This window comes from Streptomyces sp. NPDC059785, from assembly GCF_042732375.1.
Taxonomy (GTDB): domain Bacteria; phylum Actinomycetota; class Actinomycetes; order Streptomycetales; family Streptomycetaceae; genus Streptomyces.
Genome location: NZ_JBHWHV010000042.1, coordinates 44717 through 60768, shown reverse-complemented (window position 1 = coordinate 60768; position 16052 = coordinate 44717). Strand labels below are relative to the sequence as shown.

The window sequence follows — 16052 nt, the reverse complement described above, 5'->3', positions numbered from 1 at the left end:
GCTGGAGGAAGGCACCGGCCGGCGACTACGCGAGGTGTATTCGACCGATAGTGATCATCTCTTCCGTACGACGACGAAATCGGCGAGCGCCACGAGCTGGTCCCGCACCTGGTCCGGCATGTCGACCGTGTCCAGGGCCTCGATGGCGATCGTGTGCTGGCGGCGGGCCTCCCCGGCGGTCCACTCGCGGCCGCCCGCCTCCTCGATGAGGGCCGCGCGGCCGGCGAACTCCTCCTCGGAGAAGTTCTCGAAGTCGCTGCTCTTGGCGTCGGCCGCGAGCAGTTCCCCGAGCCGCTCGGAGGCGGGGCCGCCCGCCGCGAGCGCCGCCACCACCGGCAGGGACTTCTTGCGCTGGCGCAGATCGCTCCAGGTCTGCTTGCCGGTGGACTCCGGGTCGCCCCAGATGCCGAGGAGGTCGTCGACGGCCTGGAAGGCCAGGCCGAGGTGGTAGCCGTACTTCTCCAGGGTGTCGGCCGTGCGGTCGTCCGCGCCGCCGAGGACCGCGCCGATGGAGCAGGCGCAGGCGAGCAGGGCGCCCGTCTTGTTGCCCTCCATCTCCAGGCACTCCTCGACGGTGACCCGCTCGCGGTGCTCGTAGGAGATGTCCTGGGCCTGGCCGTCGATGAGGGCGCGGGTGGCGGTGGTCAGCCGCCGGGTGGCGCGCCCGGCCTCGGCGGTGCCGAGTTCCAGCAGGATCTCGTTGGCCAGCGCGAACAGGGCGTCGCCGACCAGGATGGCCTGGGCGGGGCCGTGCACCTTCCAGACGGTGTCGCGGTGGCGGCGCTGTTCGTCGCCGTCCATCAGGTCGTCGTGCAGCAGCGAGAAGTTGTGCACCAGCTCGACCGCCACCGCGCCGGGGACCCCCACCTCGGGCGCGGCGCCCGCCGCCTGGGCGGACAGGACGGCGAGGGCGGGGCGTACGGCCTTGCCGCCGTCGCCGTCGGCGGGGTTGCCCGCGGCGTCGATCCACCCGAAGTGGTAGGCGGCGACGGTGTCCATGGGGGGCGCCAGCCGGTCGACGGCCGCGCGCAGCACCGGGGTGGCCAGGGTCCGGCCGCGCTCCAGCAGCGCGGTCACGTCCACCGCTGACCTCCGGGCGGCCGGATCGGCCGGGGGCACAGTGGGCACAGTTACTCCTCTTGTTTCGGTACCGGGAATGTGGGGGCCGGTGCCGTGCAGGTTCAGCGTCATGCGGCCTCCTCGAAGAGTCCGAGGAGGTGGTCGCGGGGGCGGCCCAGGGTGTCCAGTGCGGCGCGCGCCGCACTGACACCGCTGCGGACGGCGCCCTCCATGGTCGCGGGCCACCCGGTGGCGGTCCACGAACCGGCCAGCCAGAGGCCGGGGGCCCGGGTGCGGGCGCCGGGCCTGAGCCGTCCGACACCGGGGGTGGGGGCGAACGTGGCCGTGCGCTCCCGGGTCACGAAGAAGTCGCGCACCTCGGCGCCGCGGGTGCCGGGCAGCAGCCGCCGGAGTTCGGGCAGGTAGCGCTCGCGCAGCTCGGCGACGGGTGCGTCGATCTCGTCCTGGGCGGCGGACTGGGACAGGGCCAGGTACTGGCCGTCGGTGAGCCCGGAGGCCTCGGTGCGGTCGAAGACCCACTGCACCGGGGAGCCGATCGCCGCGAAGAACGGCCGGCGCAGCACCGTGCGGTCGTAGACGACGTGCACGTTCAGGATGGGGGCGGTGCCGATCTCCAGGAGCCGTCCGGGGGCGTCGAGCGCGCCCGCGGGCAGCAGGTCGTGCGTCTCGCGCTGCGGTACGGCGAGCACGACGGTGTCCGCGTCGATCCGCTCGCCGGGAACCGACACGCTCCAACGCCCGTTCTCGTAGGGGGAGACGGAGGTGACGCGTGTTCGCAGTTCGGTACGCACGCCCGCGGAGTCGAGCGCCTTGCGGGCCAGCCGGTCGTGCAGTTCGCCCAGCGGGACGCGCGCCCAGCCGATGTCGGCGGCGCCCTGGTCGGACAGCAGACCGGTCTTGAACACCATCGCGGCGAGGGCGAGCGAAGCGTCGCCCGCCACCGCGTTGAGGGTGGCGACCCCCACCAGGTCCCACAGTGCCTCGATCGCCCGCTCCGACTGACCGTGCCGGGCGAGCCAGCCGCCGAAGTCCTCTGCGTCCAGGGCCGGATCGGCGAGGTCCAGGCTCTTGAGCGCCAGTGCGGCGCGGCCGACCCTGGCGCGTTCGGCGAGCGAGAGATGCGGGTAGGTGGCGAGGCTCTTCGCCAGATGCAGCGGTACGGGCAGGGCGGTGCGCCCGATCCTGCCGAGCCGCCTGCCCTCGTGTCCCGCCGCGTCGAGAACGGGCACGTCGAGACGATCCTGCAACGGCGCGAGGGCTGCTCCTTCGATGCGGTCGAGGAACCAGCGGTAGGCGGTGCAGCAGCGCAGATAGACGTGCTGGCCGTTGTCGACGGTCAGCGCGCCGCGCCGGAAGGAGAAGGCGAGTCCGCCGAGCCGCGGCCGGCCCTCCAGGAGGGTCACCCGTACTCCGGCGTCGGCCAGCGCGAGCGCGGCGGTGATGCCGGCGAGCCCGCCGCCGACCACGACGGCGGTCGGCCGCCCGGGGCGGCCGGGGGTGTTCGCGCCCGGTCCCGCGGCCTGCGTCCCCTCCGTCATCGCGACCCCTCCTCCACGGCCGGACCGCGGTGCTTGAACGGTGCACGGCCGGTCGTTGCAGTCAGGGACGCCCCTCGACTCCGGAGGGTTGCCTGCCGTTTTCCGGGTACGGAGTCACCCCGGCCCAGACGGTCCATCAGACACGCCTCCGGACGGTCCGGCGGGAGACGTGCCGCGCGTCGAGCCCGGACAGCCCGCGGACGGCGACGTACGCCTTCTCGCGGCCGGGCAGGGAGACGCGGCCGCGCAGTACGGCCTCCGGCTCGCGCTCGATGCGGTCGAGCAGCCGGCGGTAGATCCCGGCCATGGCGGCGACACAGGCGCCGCTGCGCCGGTCCAGCATCGGCAGGAGCCGGTAGCCCTCGGCGAAAAGGGTGCGGGCCCGACGCACTTCGAAGTGCACGAGGCCCGCGAAGTCCGAACCGGCGGGTGGATTCGGCCCGGCGAACCCGCCCGAGCAGCCGAATTTGGCGAGGTCGTCGGCGGGCAGATAGGTCCGCCCGCCCTCGGCGTCCTCGCGCACGTCCCGCAGGATGTTGGTGAGTTGCAGCGCGAGCCCGAGGGTGTCGGCGTACTCGGGGGCGCGCTCGGCGCCGGGCGCGCCCGGTTCGGTCCCGAAGACGCCGAGCGAGAGCCGCCCGATCGCGCCGGCCACGCACCGGCAGTACACCTTCAGGTCGTCCCAGGTCTCGTAGGTCTCGCCGCGCACATCCATCAGGACGCCGTCGATGAGCTCGTCCAGACCGCCCAGCGGGATCGGGAAGTGCCGGGCGGCGTGGCTGAGCGCGACGGCCACCGGATCGGTGTCGTCCTCGTCCACCGCGCCCTCGCGCACCCGGGCCAGCAGCGCCCGGGTGTCCTCGAGCCGGCTCGTCTTGATCTCCGGCGCCAGCGCGCCGTCACCGATGTCGTCGACGCGCCGGGAGAACGCGTAGAGGGCCGACATCGCGCGGCGCTTGGGCGTCGGCAGAAGTCTGATGCCGTAAGCGAAGTTGCGGGCCTGTTGGCCGGTCACCGTCTCGCAGTAGCTGTAAGCGGCGAGTACCGGTGCGGACGCCTGCTGTTCGGACTCCACGCTCCGGATCACCCCTCTCCTCGCAGAGTCGCCGCCACCGCGCGCAGCAGCCTGAGCCTGCCGGGCTTGGGCGGGCCGGGAAGTACGTCGAAATGGGCGGCGGCGATCGAGTCGATCGCCGCTCGTCCCCCCGCCACGAACCCCGCGAGCAGCAGCCGCAGTCTGCCGTGCACGCTACCCACGAGGGGGGCGCCTTCATTCAGGAGAAGCGAGGCGCGTTCCGCTTCGTACGCGACGAGCGCGCGCACCGATGCGCCCGCGGTGGCTGTGGCGAGGTCCGCCTCCTGCACACGGAACCGCTTCATGTCCTCGGCGGGCAGGTACACGCGGTCGCGCGCGAGGTCCTCCGCCACGTCCTGGAGGTGCTCGACGATCTGGAGCGCCGTGCACACGGCGTCGGAGCGGCGGACGCGCTCGGGGGTCGAGGTACCGGTGACGGCCAGGACCAGACGGCCGACCGGGTTGGCGGACAGCTCGCAGTAGGCGAGCAGGTCGTCGTAGGTCTCGTAGCGCCCCACGAGCTGGTCCTGGCGGTTGGCCGCGATCAGCCCGAGGAAGGGCTCGGGGGTGAGTCCGGACCGGCGGACGGTGGGCTGGAGCCTGCGCAGCAGCGGGTGGCGCGGGGTGGCGTCGAAGACCCGGTGGAGGTCGGCCTCGAAGGCGTCGAGGAGCAGCAGCCGGTCGCCGGCGTCCCCGGGGTCCACGCCGAGCAGCCGGGCGTCGGCGCCGCCGGGGGCCAGATCGCCGTCCCCGATGTCGTCGACCAGACGGGCGAAGCCGTACACGGCCATGAGGTCGTCGCGCCAGGCCCTGGGCAGGAAGAACGGTGCCACCGGGAAGTTCTCGTGGGCGGCCTTGTCGAGCGTGCCGCGCTCCGGATCGCCGGCGCGCGCCGTCCCGGCTTCAGTCACCGCCGGCCGCCCGGCGCGGGGACGGCACATGCTGCGCGGAGCCCGAGAGTTTCCGTAGCCATTGCCGTCACATCTCCCGTTCTACACTGCCGACCCAAATCATCCCATTTCGGACACGCTACCCGGCGGACGCGCGGTCCGCCGGTGCCGGGTGTCGCGCGGTATGGCCCTACTTGCCGCGAATCGAGACCGGTACAGCTTACGTTGTACAACGCGACGCCCCGCGCCGGGGTGTCCCGCGCATCACAAGAACACACCGATTGGCCTCAAGATTCCTGTGCGGAGCGGAAGTTGGGATTCTCTTTGCATAGTGCACCTATTTCGGCGCGCCCCTGCCCGACAGGACACCACCGGGGTCCTTCCGGTTGCGCGGAAGAACCCCGCGGGACTACTCCCGGCGGGGTTCTTCGGGTACGCGACCGTGTGCGCGAGGGAAGCCGGACGGGACTACTTGCCCGTGAACTTCTCGTACTCCTTGAGCACCTCTTCGGTGGGGCCGTCCATGCGCAGCTCGCCGCGCTCCAGCCACAGCACCCGGTCACAGGTGTCACGGATCGACTTGTTGTTGTGGCTGACCAGGAACACCGTCCCGGCCTCCTTGCGCAGCTCGCGGATGCGGGCCTCGGAGCGCTTCTGGAACTTGCGGTCGCCGGTCGCGAGCGCCTCGTCGATCATCAGCACGTCGTGGTCCTTGGCCGCCGCGATGGAGAACCGCAGCCGGGCCGCCATGCCGGAGGAGTACGTCCGCATCGGCAGGGTGATGAAGTCGCCCTTCTCGTTGATGCCCGAGAAGTCGACGATGTCCTGGTAGCGCTCGCGGATCTGCTCCCGGGACATGCCCATCGCGAGGCCGCCCAGGATGACGTTCCGCTCGCCGGTCAGGTCGTTCATCAGGGCCGCGTTCACGCCGAGCAGCGAGGGCTGGCCGTCGGTGTAGACCTTGCCCTTCTCGGCGGGCAGCAGTCCGGCGATGGCCCGCAGCAGGGTGGACTTGCCGGAGCCGTTGGAGCCGATCAGGCCGATCGCCTCGCCGCGGTAGGCGGTGAAGGAGACGCCCTTGACGGCGTGCACCTTGCGCACGCCCCGCTCCTCGCCGCGCTTGAAGATGCGGCTCAGCGCCGCGGTCGCGCTGCCCTTGCCGGTCTTGGCGCCGTTCACGCGGTAGACGATGTGCAGCTCGTCCGCGATGACGGTCGGGACGTGGGAGTCGGTCCGCTGCTCAGCCACGGCCGTACCTCTCTTCCGCCTTCCAGAAGTACACGAAACCGCCGACCGCCACGAGCACGGCCCAGCCGCCGGCGACCGCCCAGACGTGCGGCGGCAGGTTCCCGGAGCCGTACCCGTCGATGAGCGCGAAGCGCATCAGGTCCATGTAGATCGCGGCCGGGTTCCACTGGAGGATGTCGGCGATCCAGGCCGGCTTGTCCTCCAGCATGATCGGGATGGAGAACATGACACCGGACGCGTACATCCAGGTCCGCATCACGAACGGCATCAGCTGGGCGAGGTCCGGCGTCTTGGCACCCAGCCGGGCCATGATCATCGCGAGGCCGGTGTTGAAGAGGAACTGGAGCGCGAGGACCGGCACGATCAGCAGCCAGGACAGACCCGGGTAGCTGCCGAACCCGATCGCCACCAGGAACAGCACGATCATCGAGAACAGCAGCTGCTGGAGCTGCTGCAAGGAGAACGAGACGGGCAGCGCGGCGCGCGGGAAGTGCAGCGCCCGGACCAGGCCGAGGTTGCCGGAGATCGCCCGGACCCCGGCCATCACCGAACTCTGGGTGAAGGTGAAGACGAAGACACCGGTCACCAGGAACGGGATGTAGATCTCGCGGTTCATGCCGCGGTTCGCCTTCAGGATCAGGCCGAAGATCAGGAAGTACACGAGCGCGTTCAGCAGCGGGGTCGCCACCTGCCACAGCTGGCCGAGCTTGGCCTGGCTGTACTGGGCGGTGAGCTTCGCCTGCGAGAAGGCGAGGATGAAGTGACGGCGCCCCCAGAGCTGCCGGACGTACTCGGCGAGCCCGGGCCGGGCGCCGCTCACCGCGAGCCCGTACTTGGCGGCCAGCTCGCCCGCGCTCAGCCCGTCGTCGGGCGACGGTCGGTCGCTCACCGCGACTCCGCCGTCATGCGTTGTCTCACTCACAAGTGGAAACTTTCGTCCTCAAAAGTACGCAGCCTGATCGGGCCCGGTCGTCAAGCCAGGGACCGGGGTACGGCCGAATGCTCTCAGATATCGAGCTTGTCAGATGACGGGAGGTCGGCCCAGTCGCGTCAGGCGCCACACCGTACGCCACTTCATCGGGCGCCGGGGCCCGCAGGGGCTGGTCCAGCCCTCCCGGAAACCGCCGAACCATGCCTTCAGGGCCGGGCCCGAGGGGCGGCGGAGGAGCGTGAGGAGGAGCCAGACGCCGAGGTAGACGGGGACGAGGAGGGCGGGCAGGTTCCGCCGGGCCAGCCAGACGCGGTTGCGCGCCACCATGCGGTGGTAGACCGCGTGCCGCGAGGGGGCGGTGGTGGGGTGGTACAGCACCATGTCCGACCGGTAGTCGATCATCCAGCCGGCGTCGAGGGCCCGCCACGCGAGGTCGGTCTCCTCGTGGGCGTAGAAGAACTCGTCCGGCAGCCCGCCGACCTCGGCGAGGACCGCGGTGCGGACGGCGTTGGCGCCGCCGAGGAAGGTGGTGACGCGCGAGCTGCGCATCGGGTCGGCGGCCCGCAGCCGGGGCACGTGCCGCCGCTGGGTCTCGCCGGTCTCCGGGTCGGCGATCCGGAAGCTGATGATGCCGAGCTCCGGGTCCGACTCGAACGCCCGGCGGCACAGCTCGGCGGTGTCGTGCCGGGCGAGCAGGCCGTCGTCGTCCAGGAAGAGCAGGACGTCCACGCCGGTGCCGCCGGGGCCGAACGCCTCGATGCCGACGTTGCGGCCGCCGGGGATGCCGAGATTCTCGGGGAGTTCGATCGTACGGACGCCCTCGGGGACGTCCGGGACGGGCGAGCCGTTGCCGACCACGACCACCTCGACCGGGTCGCCGTCCTGCTTGGCGACCGAGTCGAGGAGGGCGCGGAGTTCGTCGGGGCGGTTGCCCATCGTGATGACGACCGCGCCGACCTTCGTCACGGTGCTCACTTCAGCCTGCTCGAGGCGAGGATGGACACCAGGTGCAGCAGGGTCTGGAGCAGTGCGATGCCGGCCAGCACCGCGACGCCGAGCCGCGAGAAGAACAGGTCGTCCCTGACCGTGTCCACGATCGCCAGGACCAGGATCAGCAGGGACGCCTCGATCCCGAGGACCAGGCGGTGGAACTGGAGGGCCGAGGCGGCCCGGCGGGCCAGCGCCAGACCGGAGGAGCGCGGCGCGGACGCCGACTCCTTGACCGGCTCCTTGCCGGTCTGGTGCCGCGCGACGCCGACGAGGTCGGTCTCGGCCTTGATCAGGATGGCGCCGAGGGCGGCGAGGGTGCCGAGGAACGCCCACAGCCAGTCGATCCGGCCGGTGCCGAACAGGTCGGCGGCGCGCAGTCCGAAGCCGACGAGCACGGCGGCGTCGGTGAGGTACGCGCCGACCCGGTCCAGGTAGACCCCGGCGAGCGAGTACTGCTTGCGCCAGCGGGCGATCTCGCCGTCGACGCAGTCGAGGAGCAGATAGAGCTGGACCGCCACCACGCCGAGCACGGCACCGGGGATGCCGGGTATCAGCAGGGCCGGTGCGGCGAGCACGCCGCAGACGGTCATCAGGTAGGTCAGCTGGTTGGGCGTGACCCGGGTGTTCACCAGGTGCCGGTCGACACGCAGCGAGATCTCGCGCATGTAGAGCCGGCCGCCCCAGTGCTCACCGCTCCGCCGGTCCTTCACCCCGGCGGGGTGGACGACCGGGCGGAGCTCAGCTACCGATGGCTTTTGCATAGTCGGCGTATGCGTCCCTGATCTGGTCGGTGGACAGGTCGAGGTGTTCGAGGATCGTGTAGCGGCCCGGCCGCGTCTGCGGGGCGAACTCCACGACCTGGACGAACTCGTCCGGGGTGAAGCCGATCTCCTCCGGCAGTACGGGCAGTCCGTGCCGGTGCAGCACGTCGGCCATGTTCGCCGACTCCTCGCGGGCGCCGCGCAGATACATCGCGAAGGCCGCGCCCATGCCGCACTGCTCGCCGTGGCTGGCCGCGCGCTTGGGGAAGAGCAGGTCGAAGGCGTGGTTGATCTCGTGGCAGGCGCCGGAGGCCGGGCGGGAGTCGCCCGCGACGGACATCGAGATACCGGTGAGCACCAGGCCCTCGGCGAGCACCTGGAGGAAGCCGTCGTCGCCGACGCCGCCCGGGTGCCGCAGTACGGCCTCGCCCGCCTGGCGCGCCATCGCGGCCGCGAGACCGTCTATCTGCTCGCCCTTCTCGCGGTTGGCGAGCTCCCAGTCCGCGACCGCGGAGATGTTGGACAGGGCGTCACCGATGCCGGAGCGCACGAAGCGGACCGGGGCCTCACGGATCACGTCGAGGTCGATGACGACGGCGATCGGGTTCGGCACACCGTAGGAGCCGCGGCCCGCGTCGTTGTCGAGGGTCGCCACCGGCGAGCACAGACCGTCGTGCGAGAGGTTCGTGGCGACGGCGACCAGCGGAAGGCCGATGCGCGCCGCGGCGAACTTCGCACAGTCGATGATCTTGCCGCCGCCCAGGCCCACGACCGCGTCGTAGCGCCCGGACTTCATGGCGTCCGCGAGCTTGATCGCGTCGTCCAGGGTGCCGCCGCCGACCTCGTACCAGGAGGCGCCGGGCAGCGCCGGGGCGAGCCGCTCGCGCAGCTTCGCCCCGGAGCCGCCGCTGATCGCGACGGCGAGCTTGCCGGAGTGCGAGATCCGCTGGTCGGCGAGGACACCCGCCAGATCGTCCAGGGCGCCCGGACGGATGTCGACGACGACCGGCGAGGGGATGAGCCTCGTCAGTACTGGCACGCGATCTCACGTCCCTTGGCGAGGTCGTCGTGGTTGTCGATCTCGACCCACTTGACGTCACCGATGGGCGCGACGTCGATGCGGAAACCGCGGTTGACGAGCTCCTGGTAGCCGTGCTCGTAGAACTGCTGCGGGTCCGTCTCGAAGACCGTCTTCAGCGCGTCGGCGAGCTCGTCGGCGGCCTCGCCCTCGATGAGCGTGACACCGATGTACTCACCGGTGGCCTCGGCCGGGTCCATCAGCTTGGTGATCTTCGTCATGCCCCCCTCGGGGCCGACGACGACCTTCATCTCCTCGTCGGCCAGGGACTTGACCGTGTCAAGGGCGAGGATGATCTTCTTGCCGTCGCCGCGGGCGGCGAGCAGGGTCTGCTCGACGGAGACCGGGTGCACGGTGTCGCCGTTGGCGAGGATCACCGAGTGCTTGATGGCGTCACGGCCGCACCAGAGGGAGTAGGCGTTGTTCCACTCCTCGGCCTTGTCGTTGTCGATCAGCGTGATCTTGACGCCGTACTTCTGCTCGAAGGCCTCGCGGCGCTCGTACACGGCCTCCTTGCGGTAGCCCACGATGATCGCGACCTCGGTCAGACCGATCTCGGCGAAGTTCTTCAGCGTGAGGTCGAGGACGGAGAGCTCGTTTTCGGTTCCCTCGCCCACCACGGGCACCAGCGCCTTGGGCAGCGTTTCGGTGTAGGGACGCAGACGCCGGCCGGCGCCGGCGGCCAGGACGAGGCCGATCATGCGGGTTCTCCTTCATCGTGTACGGCGGGTGCTCCTGCTGAGACCCAGAAGCGGATGCTCTCGAAGAGCACCACGAGTGCCACGAGCACGGCGAGGACCGTGAGCGCGACGGTGAAATCTGTGGCGGCGAGCAGTGCGGCCAGGGCCGTGACCAGCAGGGTCCTGCCCTCGTGGCCGCCGATCGCCCGCACCAGCCAGTGCGGCGGCGCGCCGGCGTCGCCGCGGATGCGGTACACCGTGTCGTAGTGATGGTAGGCGACCGCGGCCACCAGCCCGAAAGCCGCCGGAAGCGCTCCGTTCACATCCGCTTTCGCCGCCAGCAGCAGCACCGTGCCGTATTCGGCGGCCCGCAGGACCGGCGGCACCAGCCAGTCCAGCGGGCCGGTGAGCGGCCCGGAGACGGCGACGGCGGACAGCAGGGCGTAGAGGCAGGCGGCGCCGAAGACGATCCAGGAGCCGTAGCCCCCGAGCACGGCGCCGAGCACGAGCAGGGCGGCGCCGAGAGCGGCGAGCGCGGGTGCTCCGTAGCCGCCGCCGCGCCGCTTGCGGGCCAAGCTCCCGGCGAGCCAGCCGGAGTCGGCCAGGTCGGCGAGGGCCCGTGCGGCCCGCGGAGTGCGCTGTGCCTTGCGGGTCAGGGACCGCAGCACGCGGCCCGCCGTGGTGTACGTCGCGGCGAAGGCGCAGCCGATGAGCAGCGCGTAGAACGTGATGCGGGGCGTGGTCAGGGCCGTGAGGACCGCGATCATCGCCCAGCGTTCGCCGATGGGCAGCACGATCATGCGGCGCAGCCAGACGGTCCAGCCGACGCTGTCGAGCTTGTCCGACAGGGCGGCGGTGGGACTCGTATTGGCCGTGGCGTCGTGGTTCGCCTCGTTGAAGGAGAAGTCCACGACATGCCGGCAGGTCTGGAGGACCATCGCGCCGAGGGCGAGGGCCCACACGTCGTCGCCGCCGCGGGCCGCGCCGAGGGCGAGACCCGCGTAGTAGGCGTACTCCTTGGCGCGGTCGAAGGTCGCGTCGAGCCAGGCGCCGAGCGTGGAGTACTGGAGCGAATAGCGGGCGAGCTGTCCGTCCGTGCAGTCCAGGACGAAGGAGAAGAGCAGCAGCAGGCCCGCGGCGACGAAGCCGGCCCGGGTGCCGGTGGCCGCGCAGCCCGCCGCGATCAGCGCGGTGAGCAGCGAGGCGGTGGTGACCTGGTTCGGGGTCAGACCGCGGCGGGCGCACCAGCGGGCGAGGTAGCGCGAGTACGGGCTGATGCAGTGGGTGGTGAAGAAGCCGTCGCGGGACTTCACCGCGGTGCGCAGGCGTACGGCCTCGTCGTCCACGGCCGAGACCGCCTGCCGTGCCTCGTTGCGGGCCTGCGGGTCGGCGGGGACGGCGGCGACGAGGGTGCCGAGCTCGGGCCGGTGCACGGCGACGCCGTCGGCGTCGAGCACGGCCGCGACGCGGTCGGCGAGGCTGTCGACGAGGGTGGCGGAGGCGCCGTTCTGCTCCCCGGGGGTGAACCCGGGACAGCCGCCGCTCGCGGCCAGGCGCTCGCGGGCGACCGCGCGGGTCAGCTCCTGCCGGGCGCCGGCCTGGGCGGTGACGGCTCCGGGGATCGCGGCGACCGGGAAGCGCGGGTCGGTGAGGCCGAGGCGCAGCGCGTGCGGGTGGCCCACGAAGCGGGCGTCGACGATGGCGACCCGCCGGCCCGCCGGCACCGCGGCGAGGAGCGTCTCGGCGTCACCGGCGTCCGAGGCGACCCGCACGTCGAAGCCGAGGAGCCGCAGATCGCCCTCGAGCGACGATCCGGGGACCGGCTGACCGGTGAGGATGGCGGTCGACAGACGAACTCACTCCCTGGGTCCGGCGCGTCCGCGCCGGCATGTGCGTGGTGGGGTGGGCCCGCGCCTGCGGCGGCGGGCGGCATGTCGGCAGAGGTTATCGGATGTCGGGAAGCAGGTGTTCACCGGCCGTTCACGGCCCGCTCAACCCCTTCTGAAGGGCCGTCTCCGCCGCGATCATCATCGGTGATGCGGGGCCCGTGTCACAAACCGCGGTCCCAGACCGGCGCATTCACGGCAACAGGCGCGCCCGGTGGCGCACCGGCGCGGATGGGAGCGCACCGGAGCGCATCACCGCAGCCGGGACAGGGGGCTCAACAGGGACGAGCGGGGACGGGACGGACGAGGCGGCGCGGGCGGTGACCACAGGTCCGGCATAGGGTGGGCGCCCATGACATGGCTGATCACAGGCGGAGCTGGATACATCGGGGCGCACGTGGCCCGGGCGATGGCCGAGGCCGGGGAGCGCGTGGTCGTGCTCGACGACCTCTCGGCCGGGGTGCCGGGGCGGCTCCCGGAGGGCATTCCGCTGGTGCAGGGTTCGGCGCTGGACGGCGAACTGCTCAAGCGGGTCCTCGCCGAGCACGCCGTGACCGGGGTGGTGCACCTCGCCGCCCGCAAGCAGGTCGGCGAGTCCGTCGCCGAGCCGACGCGCTACTACCAGGAGAACGTGGGCGGTCTCGCCACCCTCCTCGAGGCCGTCGCCGGGGCGGGCGTGAGGCGCTTCGTCTTCTCCTCCTCGGCCGCCGTGTACGGCAATCCGGACACGGACCTCATCACGGAGGCCACGCCCTGCGCCCCGATGAGCCCGTACGGCGAGACGAAGCTCGCCGGTGAGTGGCTGGTGCGGGCGGCGGGCCGGGCCCACGGCATCGCCACCGTCTGTCTGCGCTACTTCAACGTGGCGGGCGCCGCCGCCCCGGAGCTGGCCGACACCGGGGTCTTCAACGTGATCCCGATGGTCTTCGACCGGCTCACCCGCGGCGAGGCGCCGCGGATCTTCGGCGACGACTACCCGACGCCGGACGGCACCTGCGTGCGCGACTACATCCATGTCGCCGACCTCGCGGACGCCCATCTGGCCGCGGCGCGGCGGCTGGCGGACGGCGCGGAGGGCGACCTCACGGTCAACATCGGCCGCGGCGAGGGGGTTTCGGTGCGCGAGCTGGTCACCCTCATCGGCGAGGTCAGCGGCGACCACCGGCCCGCGGTCGTCGAGCCGCGCCGCCCCGGCGACGCCCCCCGCGCGGTCGCCTCGGCCGGGCTGGCCGCCGCGGAGCTCGGCTGGACCGCGCGGCTCGGTGTACGCGAAATGGTGGAATCCGCCTGGCGCGGCTGGCAGCTCCACCGCCCCGCGAATCCGGCGGACTGACCGGGTCACGTCTCTGACCTGCGGAGCGTTTCCGCAGGTCAGAGCAGTTGACAACGGTGTTCAGTGCCGCGTTGCCGTAAGGGCGCCGCCCGTAGTTGACTGTGATCCCGGGCAGAGCACAGGAGGCGCTTGCAATGGGGGCTGGGCACGATCACGGGCACGCGCACGGCGCGCCTCCCACCGGCACGGCCGCGGCGGCGTACCGCGGACGGCTGCGGGTCGCGCTGTCGATCACCCTCGCCGTCATGGTGACCGAGATCGTCGGCGGCGTCCTCGCCGATTCGCTCGCGCTGATCGCGGACGCGGCGCACATGGCGACGGACGCGCTGGGCCTGGGCATGGCGCTGCTCGCGATCCACTTCGCGAACCTGCCGCCGAGCGTGAACCGCACCTTCGGCTACGCCCGCGCCGAGATCCTAGCCGCGCTGCTCAACTGTCTGCTGCTGCTCGGTGTCGGCGGCTACGTGGTGTACGAGGCGGTGCAGCGCTTCGTGACGCCCACCGCCACCGAGGGCGGGCTGACCATCGTGTTCGGTCTGATCGGCCTGGTCGCGAACATGATCTCGCTCACGTTGCTGGTGCGCGGCCAGCGGGACAGCCTGAACGTGCGCGGCGCGTTCCTGGAGGTCGCCGCGGACGCGCTGGGCTCGGTCGCGGTGCTGCTCTCGGCGGCGGTCGTGCTGACGACCGGCTGGCAGGCCGCCGACCCGATCGCCTCGCTCGCCATCGGCCTGATGATCGTCCCGAGGACCGTGAAGCTGCTGCGCGAGACCCTCGACGTGCTGCTCGAGGCGGCGCCCCAGGGGGTCGACATGGCGGAGGTGCGCTCGCACCTGCTGGCGCTGCCCGGTGTGCAGGACGTCCACGACCTGCACGCCTGGACCATCACCTCGGGGCTGCCGGTGCTGTCCGCGCACGTGGTGGTCGGCACGGACACCCTCAACGCCATCGGCAACGAGAAGATGCTGCACGAGCTCCAGAGCTGCCTGGGCCACCACTTCGACGTCGAGCACTGCACCTTCCAGCTCGAACCGAGCGGCCACGCGGAGCACGAGGCGGGGCTCTGTCACTAGCAACGGCACCCTTCGTACCGGTTCGCACTGATGTCGGCCCGCGTCCGGGGCGGTTCCTGGCCGCCGGCACCGGGAAATGATCAAGTGACCGGCCGTTGCCGCGGGCCGGCCGCCGCGCCCTCACCTGGGGGCGGAGCGGAACATGCGGGACACCATGGGTGCCCGGAGTGCCGGTTTCGTACGGCAGACTTGGTGCCCGAAGACCGATGCGAAGGATGCGTATGCCGACCACACCTGCCACCACGGCGCACAGTTCGTCGAACGGCACCACTGAAGCGATTCTGCTCGAACTGGTCGACGAGGACGGCACGACGATCGGCACGGCCGAGAAGCTCGCCGCGCATCAGCCTCCCGGCCAGTTGCACCGGGCGTTCTCGGTGTTCCTCTTCGACGAGCAGGGGCGGCTGCTGCTCCAGCAGCGCGCACTGGGCAAGTACCACTCCCCCGGCGTCTGGTCGAACACCTGCTGCGGGCACCCCTACCCGGGCGAGGCCCCCTTCGCGGCCGCCGCCCGGCGCACCTACGAGGAGCTGGGGGTGTCCCCGTCGCTGCTCGCGGAGGCCGGCACGGTGCGCTACAACCATCCGGACCCGGACTCGGGCCTGGTGGAGCAGGAGTACAACCATTTGTTCGTCGGTCTCGTCCAGACGCCGCTGCGGCCCGACCCGGAAGAGATCGGCGCCACCGCGTTCGTGTCCGCCGGGGAGCTGACGGAGCGGCATGCGCGTGACCCCTTCTCCTCGTGGTTCATGACCGTCCTGGACGCGGCGCGTCCGGCGGTCAGGGAGCTGACCGGGCCGTCCGCCGGCTGGTGAGCCCGCTCAGGCCGCCGGTTTGAGCGGCAGCGCGGCCCAGATGACCTTGCCGCCGCTCGCGGTGTGCTCGACGTCGCAGGCACCGCCCGCCTCCTTGGCGATCTCCCGCACCAGCAGCAGACCGCGTCCGCCGGTCTGCTGCTGGTCGGCCTCCAGGGCGGTCGGGCGGTAGGGGTGGTTGTCCTCGACGGAGACCCGCACCCATTCGGCGCCCACGGCCACCTCGACGGCGAGCGTCGGGGAGAGCAGCGCCGCGTGCAGGACCGCGTTGGTGACCAGCTCGGAAATGATCAGCAGCAGTCCGTGCACCAGGTCGTCCGAGGCGGGCACCCCTTGGCGGAGCAGCAGGTCCCGGACGGCGTGACGCGCCTGCGGTACGGAGGATTCGACGGCGGGCGCGGTGAACCGCCAGACCCCCTCGTACGGCAGCGGGCCCGGCCGTCTCCGGTCGGGGGGCCGTTCCCCGCCGCCTTCGGGGCGTGAGTGGGACCCCCGCCCGCCGTTCTCCATCGTCCGGTCTCCACCCTTGCGCTCGATTGTCACCACACGTCGAGTGTTGGTAACGCGCTGGTCCGGACCGAAGGACTGAACACAAGTCAGCAGGTATCGACGACTTCTGACCGTCCACGAACAGCCAAGTCGACAGAGAGACAAGACCTGTCTCCGCGATGCCG

Annotated in this window: 16 protein-coding genes; 3 read left to right on the top strand and 13 right to left on the bottom strand. The window is 71.7% G+C overall.

Annotation, left to right across the window (positions count from 1 at the left end; all coding sequences use genetic code 11):
• Positions 1-54 precede the first annotated feature (54 nt).
• The 12 genes from ACFV6E_RS28240 to ACFV6E_RS28185 all read right to left on the bottom strand — a co-directional run bounded on the left by ACFV6E_RS28240 (position 55) and on the right by ACFV6E_RS28185 (position 12121).
• Positions 55-1191 carry a polyprenyl synthetase family protein gene (locus ACFV6E_RS28240; protein WP_385169176.1) on the bottom strand — a complete coding sequence of 379 codons (1137 nt, stop codon included), beginning with the start codon at positions 1189-1191 and terminating at the stop codon, positions 55-57.
• Positions 1188-2618: a hydroxysqualene dehydroxylase HpnE gene (gene hpnE, locus ACFV6E_RS28235; protein ID WP_385465399.1), complete on the bottom strand. Its 1431-nt coding sequence runs from the start codon at positions 2616-2618 to the stop codon at positions 1188-1190. Before hpnE ends, ACFV6E_RS28240 begins: the two co-directional genes overlap by 4 nt.
• Positions 2615-2755, bottom strand: a complete 141-nt coding sequence (locus tag ACFV6E_RS28230) for a DUF6380 family protein (RefSeq protein ID WP_385465396.1) — start codon at positions 2753-2755, stop codon at positions 2615-2617. The genes hpnE and ACFV6E_RS28230 overlap by 4 nt, the downstream gene beginning before the upstream one ends.
• The gene (gene hpnD, locus ACFV6E_RS28225) at positions 2755-3705 is read right to left on the bottom strand and encodes a presqualene diphosphate synthase HpnD (protein WP_385169166.1); all 951 of its coding nucleotides are present in this window, start codon (positions 3703-3705) and stop codon (positions 2755-2757) included. Before hpnD ends, ACFV6E_RS28230 begins: the two co-directional genes overlap by 1 nt.
• Positions 3702-4604, bottom strand: a complete 903-nt coding sequence (gene hpnC, locus ACFV6E_RS28220; RefSeq protein ID WP_385169163.1) for a squalene synthase HpnC — start codon at positions 4602-4604, stop codon at positions 3702-3704. Before hpnC ends, hpnD begins: the two co-directional genes overlap by 4 nt.
• A gap of 447 nt (positions 4605-5051) precedes the next feature.
• On the bottom strand, positions 5052-5831 hold the full coding sequence (locus tag ACFV6E_RS28215; protein ID WP_385169160.1) for an ABC transporter ATP-binding protein: 780 nt from the start codon (positions 5829-5831) through the stop codon (positions 5052-5054).
• Positions 5824-6753, bottom strand: coding sequence for an ABC transporter permease (locus ACFV6E_RS28210; RefSeq protein ID WP_385465393.1), 930 nt, complete (start codon positions 6751-6753; stop codon positions 5824-5826). The genes ACFV6E_RS28215 and ACFV6E_RS28210 overlap by 8 nt, the downstream gene beginning before the upstream one ends.
• A 99-nt stretch (positions 6754-6852) precedes the next feature.
• Complete coding sequence (locus tag ACFV6E_RS28205; protein WP_385465390.1) at positions 6853-7737, bottom strand: glycosyltransferase family 2 protein; 885 nt, start codon at positions 7735-7737, stop codon at positions 6853-6855.
• Positions 7734-8513, bottom strand: a complete 780-nt coding sequence (locus ACFV6E_RS28200) for a CDP-alcohol phosphatidyltransferase family protein (protein WP_385465387.1) — start codon at positions 8511-8513, stop codon at positions 7734-7736. Before ACFV6E_RS28200 ends, ACFV6E_RS28205 begins: the two co-directional genes overlap by 4 nt.
• Positions 8491-9552 (bottom strand): iron-containing alcohol dehydrogenase family protein, encoded by a 1062-nt coding sequence (locus ACFV6E_RS28195; RefSeq protein ID WP_385169150.1) that lies wholly within the window; start codon positions 9550-9552, stop codon positions 8491-8493. Before ACFV6E_RS28195 ends, ACFV6E_RS28200 begins: the two co-directional genes overlap by 23 nt.
• Positions 9540-10292: a sugar phosphate nucleotidyltransferase gene (locus ACFV6E_RS28190; protein WP_385169147.1), complete on the bottom strand. Its 753-nt coding sequence runs from the start codon at positions 10290-10292 to the stop codon at positions 9540-9542. The genes ACFV6E_RS28195 and ACFV6E_RS28190 overlap by 13 nt, the downstream gene beginning before the upstream one ends.
• A complete protein-coding gene (locus tag ACFV6E_RS28185) occupies positions 10289-12121 on the bottom strand; it encodes a DUF5941 domain-containing protein (protein ID WP_385465435.1) in 1833 nt (610 codons plus the stop codon). The genes ACFV6E_RS28190 and ACFV6E_RS28185 overlap by 4 nt, the downstream gene beginning before the upstream one ends.
• 388 nt (positions 12122-12509) lie before the next feature.
• Between ACFV6E_RS28185 and galE the strand changes: the two genes are divergently transcribed.
• From galE to idi, 3 genes are all read left to right on the top strand, one after another.
• The gene (gene galE / locus ACFV6E_RS28180; protein WP_385169144.1) at positions 12510-13490 is read left to right on the top strand and encodes a UDP-glucose 4-epimerase GalE; all 981 of its coding nucleotides are present in this window, start codon (positions 12510-12512) and stop codon (positions 13488-13490) included.
• A gap of 134 nt (positions 13491-13624) precedes the next feature.
• Entirely contained in the window at positions 13625-14563 is a 939-nt protein-coding gene (locus ACFV6E_RS28175) for a cation diffusion facilitator family transporter (RefSeq protein WP_385169141.1), read from the top strand.
• Positions 14564-14784: 221 nt separating this feature from the next.
• Positions 14785-15378, top strand: a complete 594-nt coding sequence (idi, locus tag ACFV6E_RS28170) for an isopentenyl-diphosphate Delta-isomerase (RefSeq protein WP_385169139.1) — start codon at positions 14785-14787, stop codon at positions 15376-15378.
• Positions 15379-15384: 6 nt separating this feature from the next.
• Here the strand turns inward: idi and ACFV6E_RS28165 are convergent, their stop codons facing one another.
• Positions 15385-15888 carry an ATP-binding protein gene (locus tag ACFV6E_RS28165; protein WP_385169199.1) on the bottom strand — a complete coding sequence of 168 codons (504 nt, stop codon included), beginning with the start codon at positions 15886-15888 and terminating at the stop codon, positions 15385-15387.
• Positions 15889-16052: the final 164 nt, after the last annotated feature.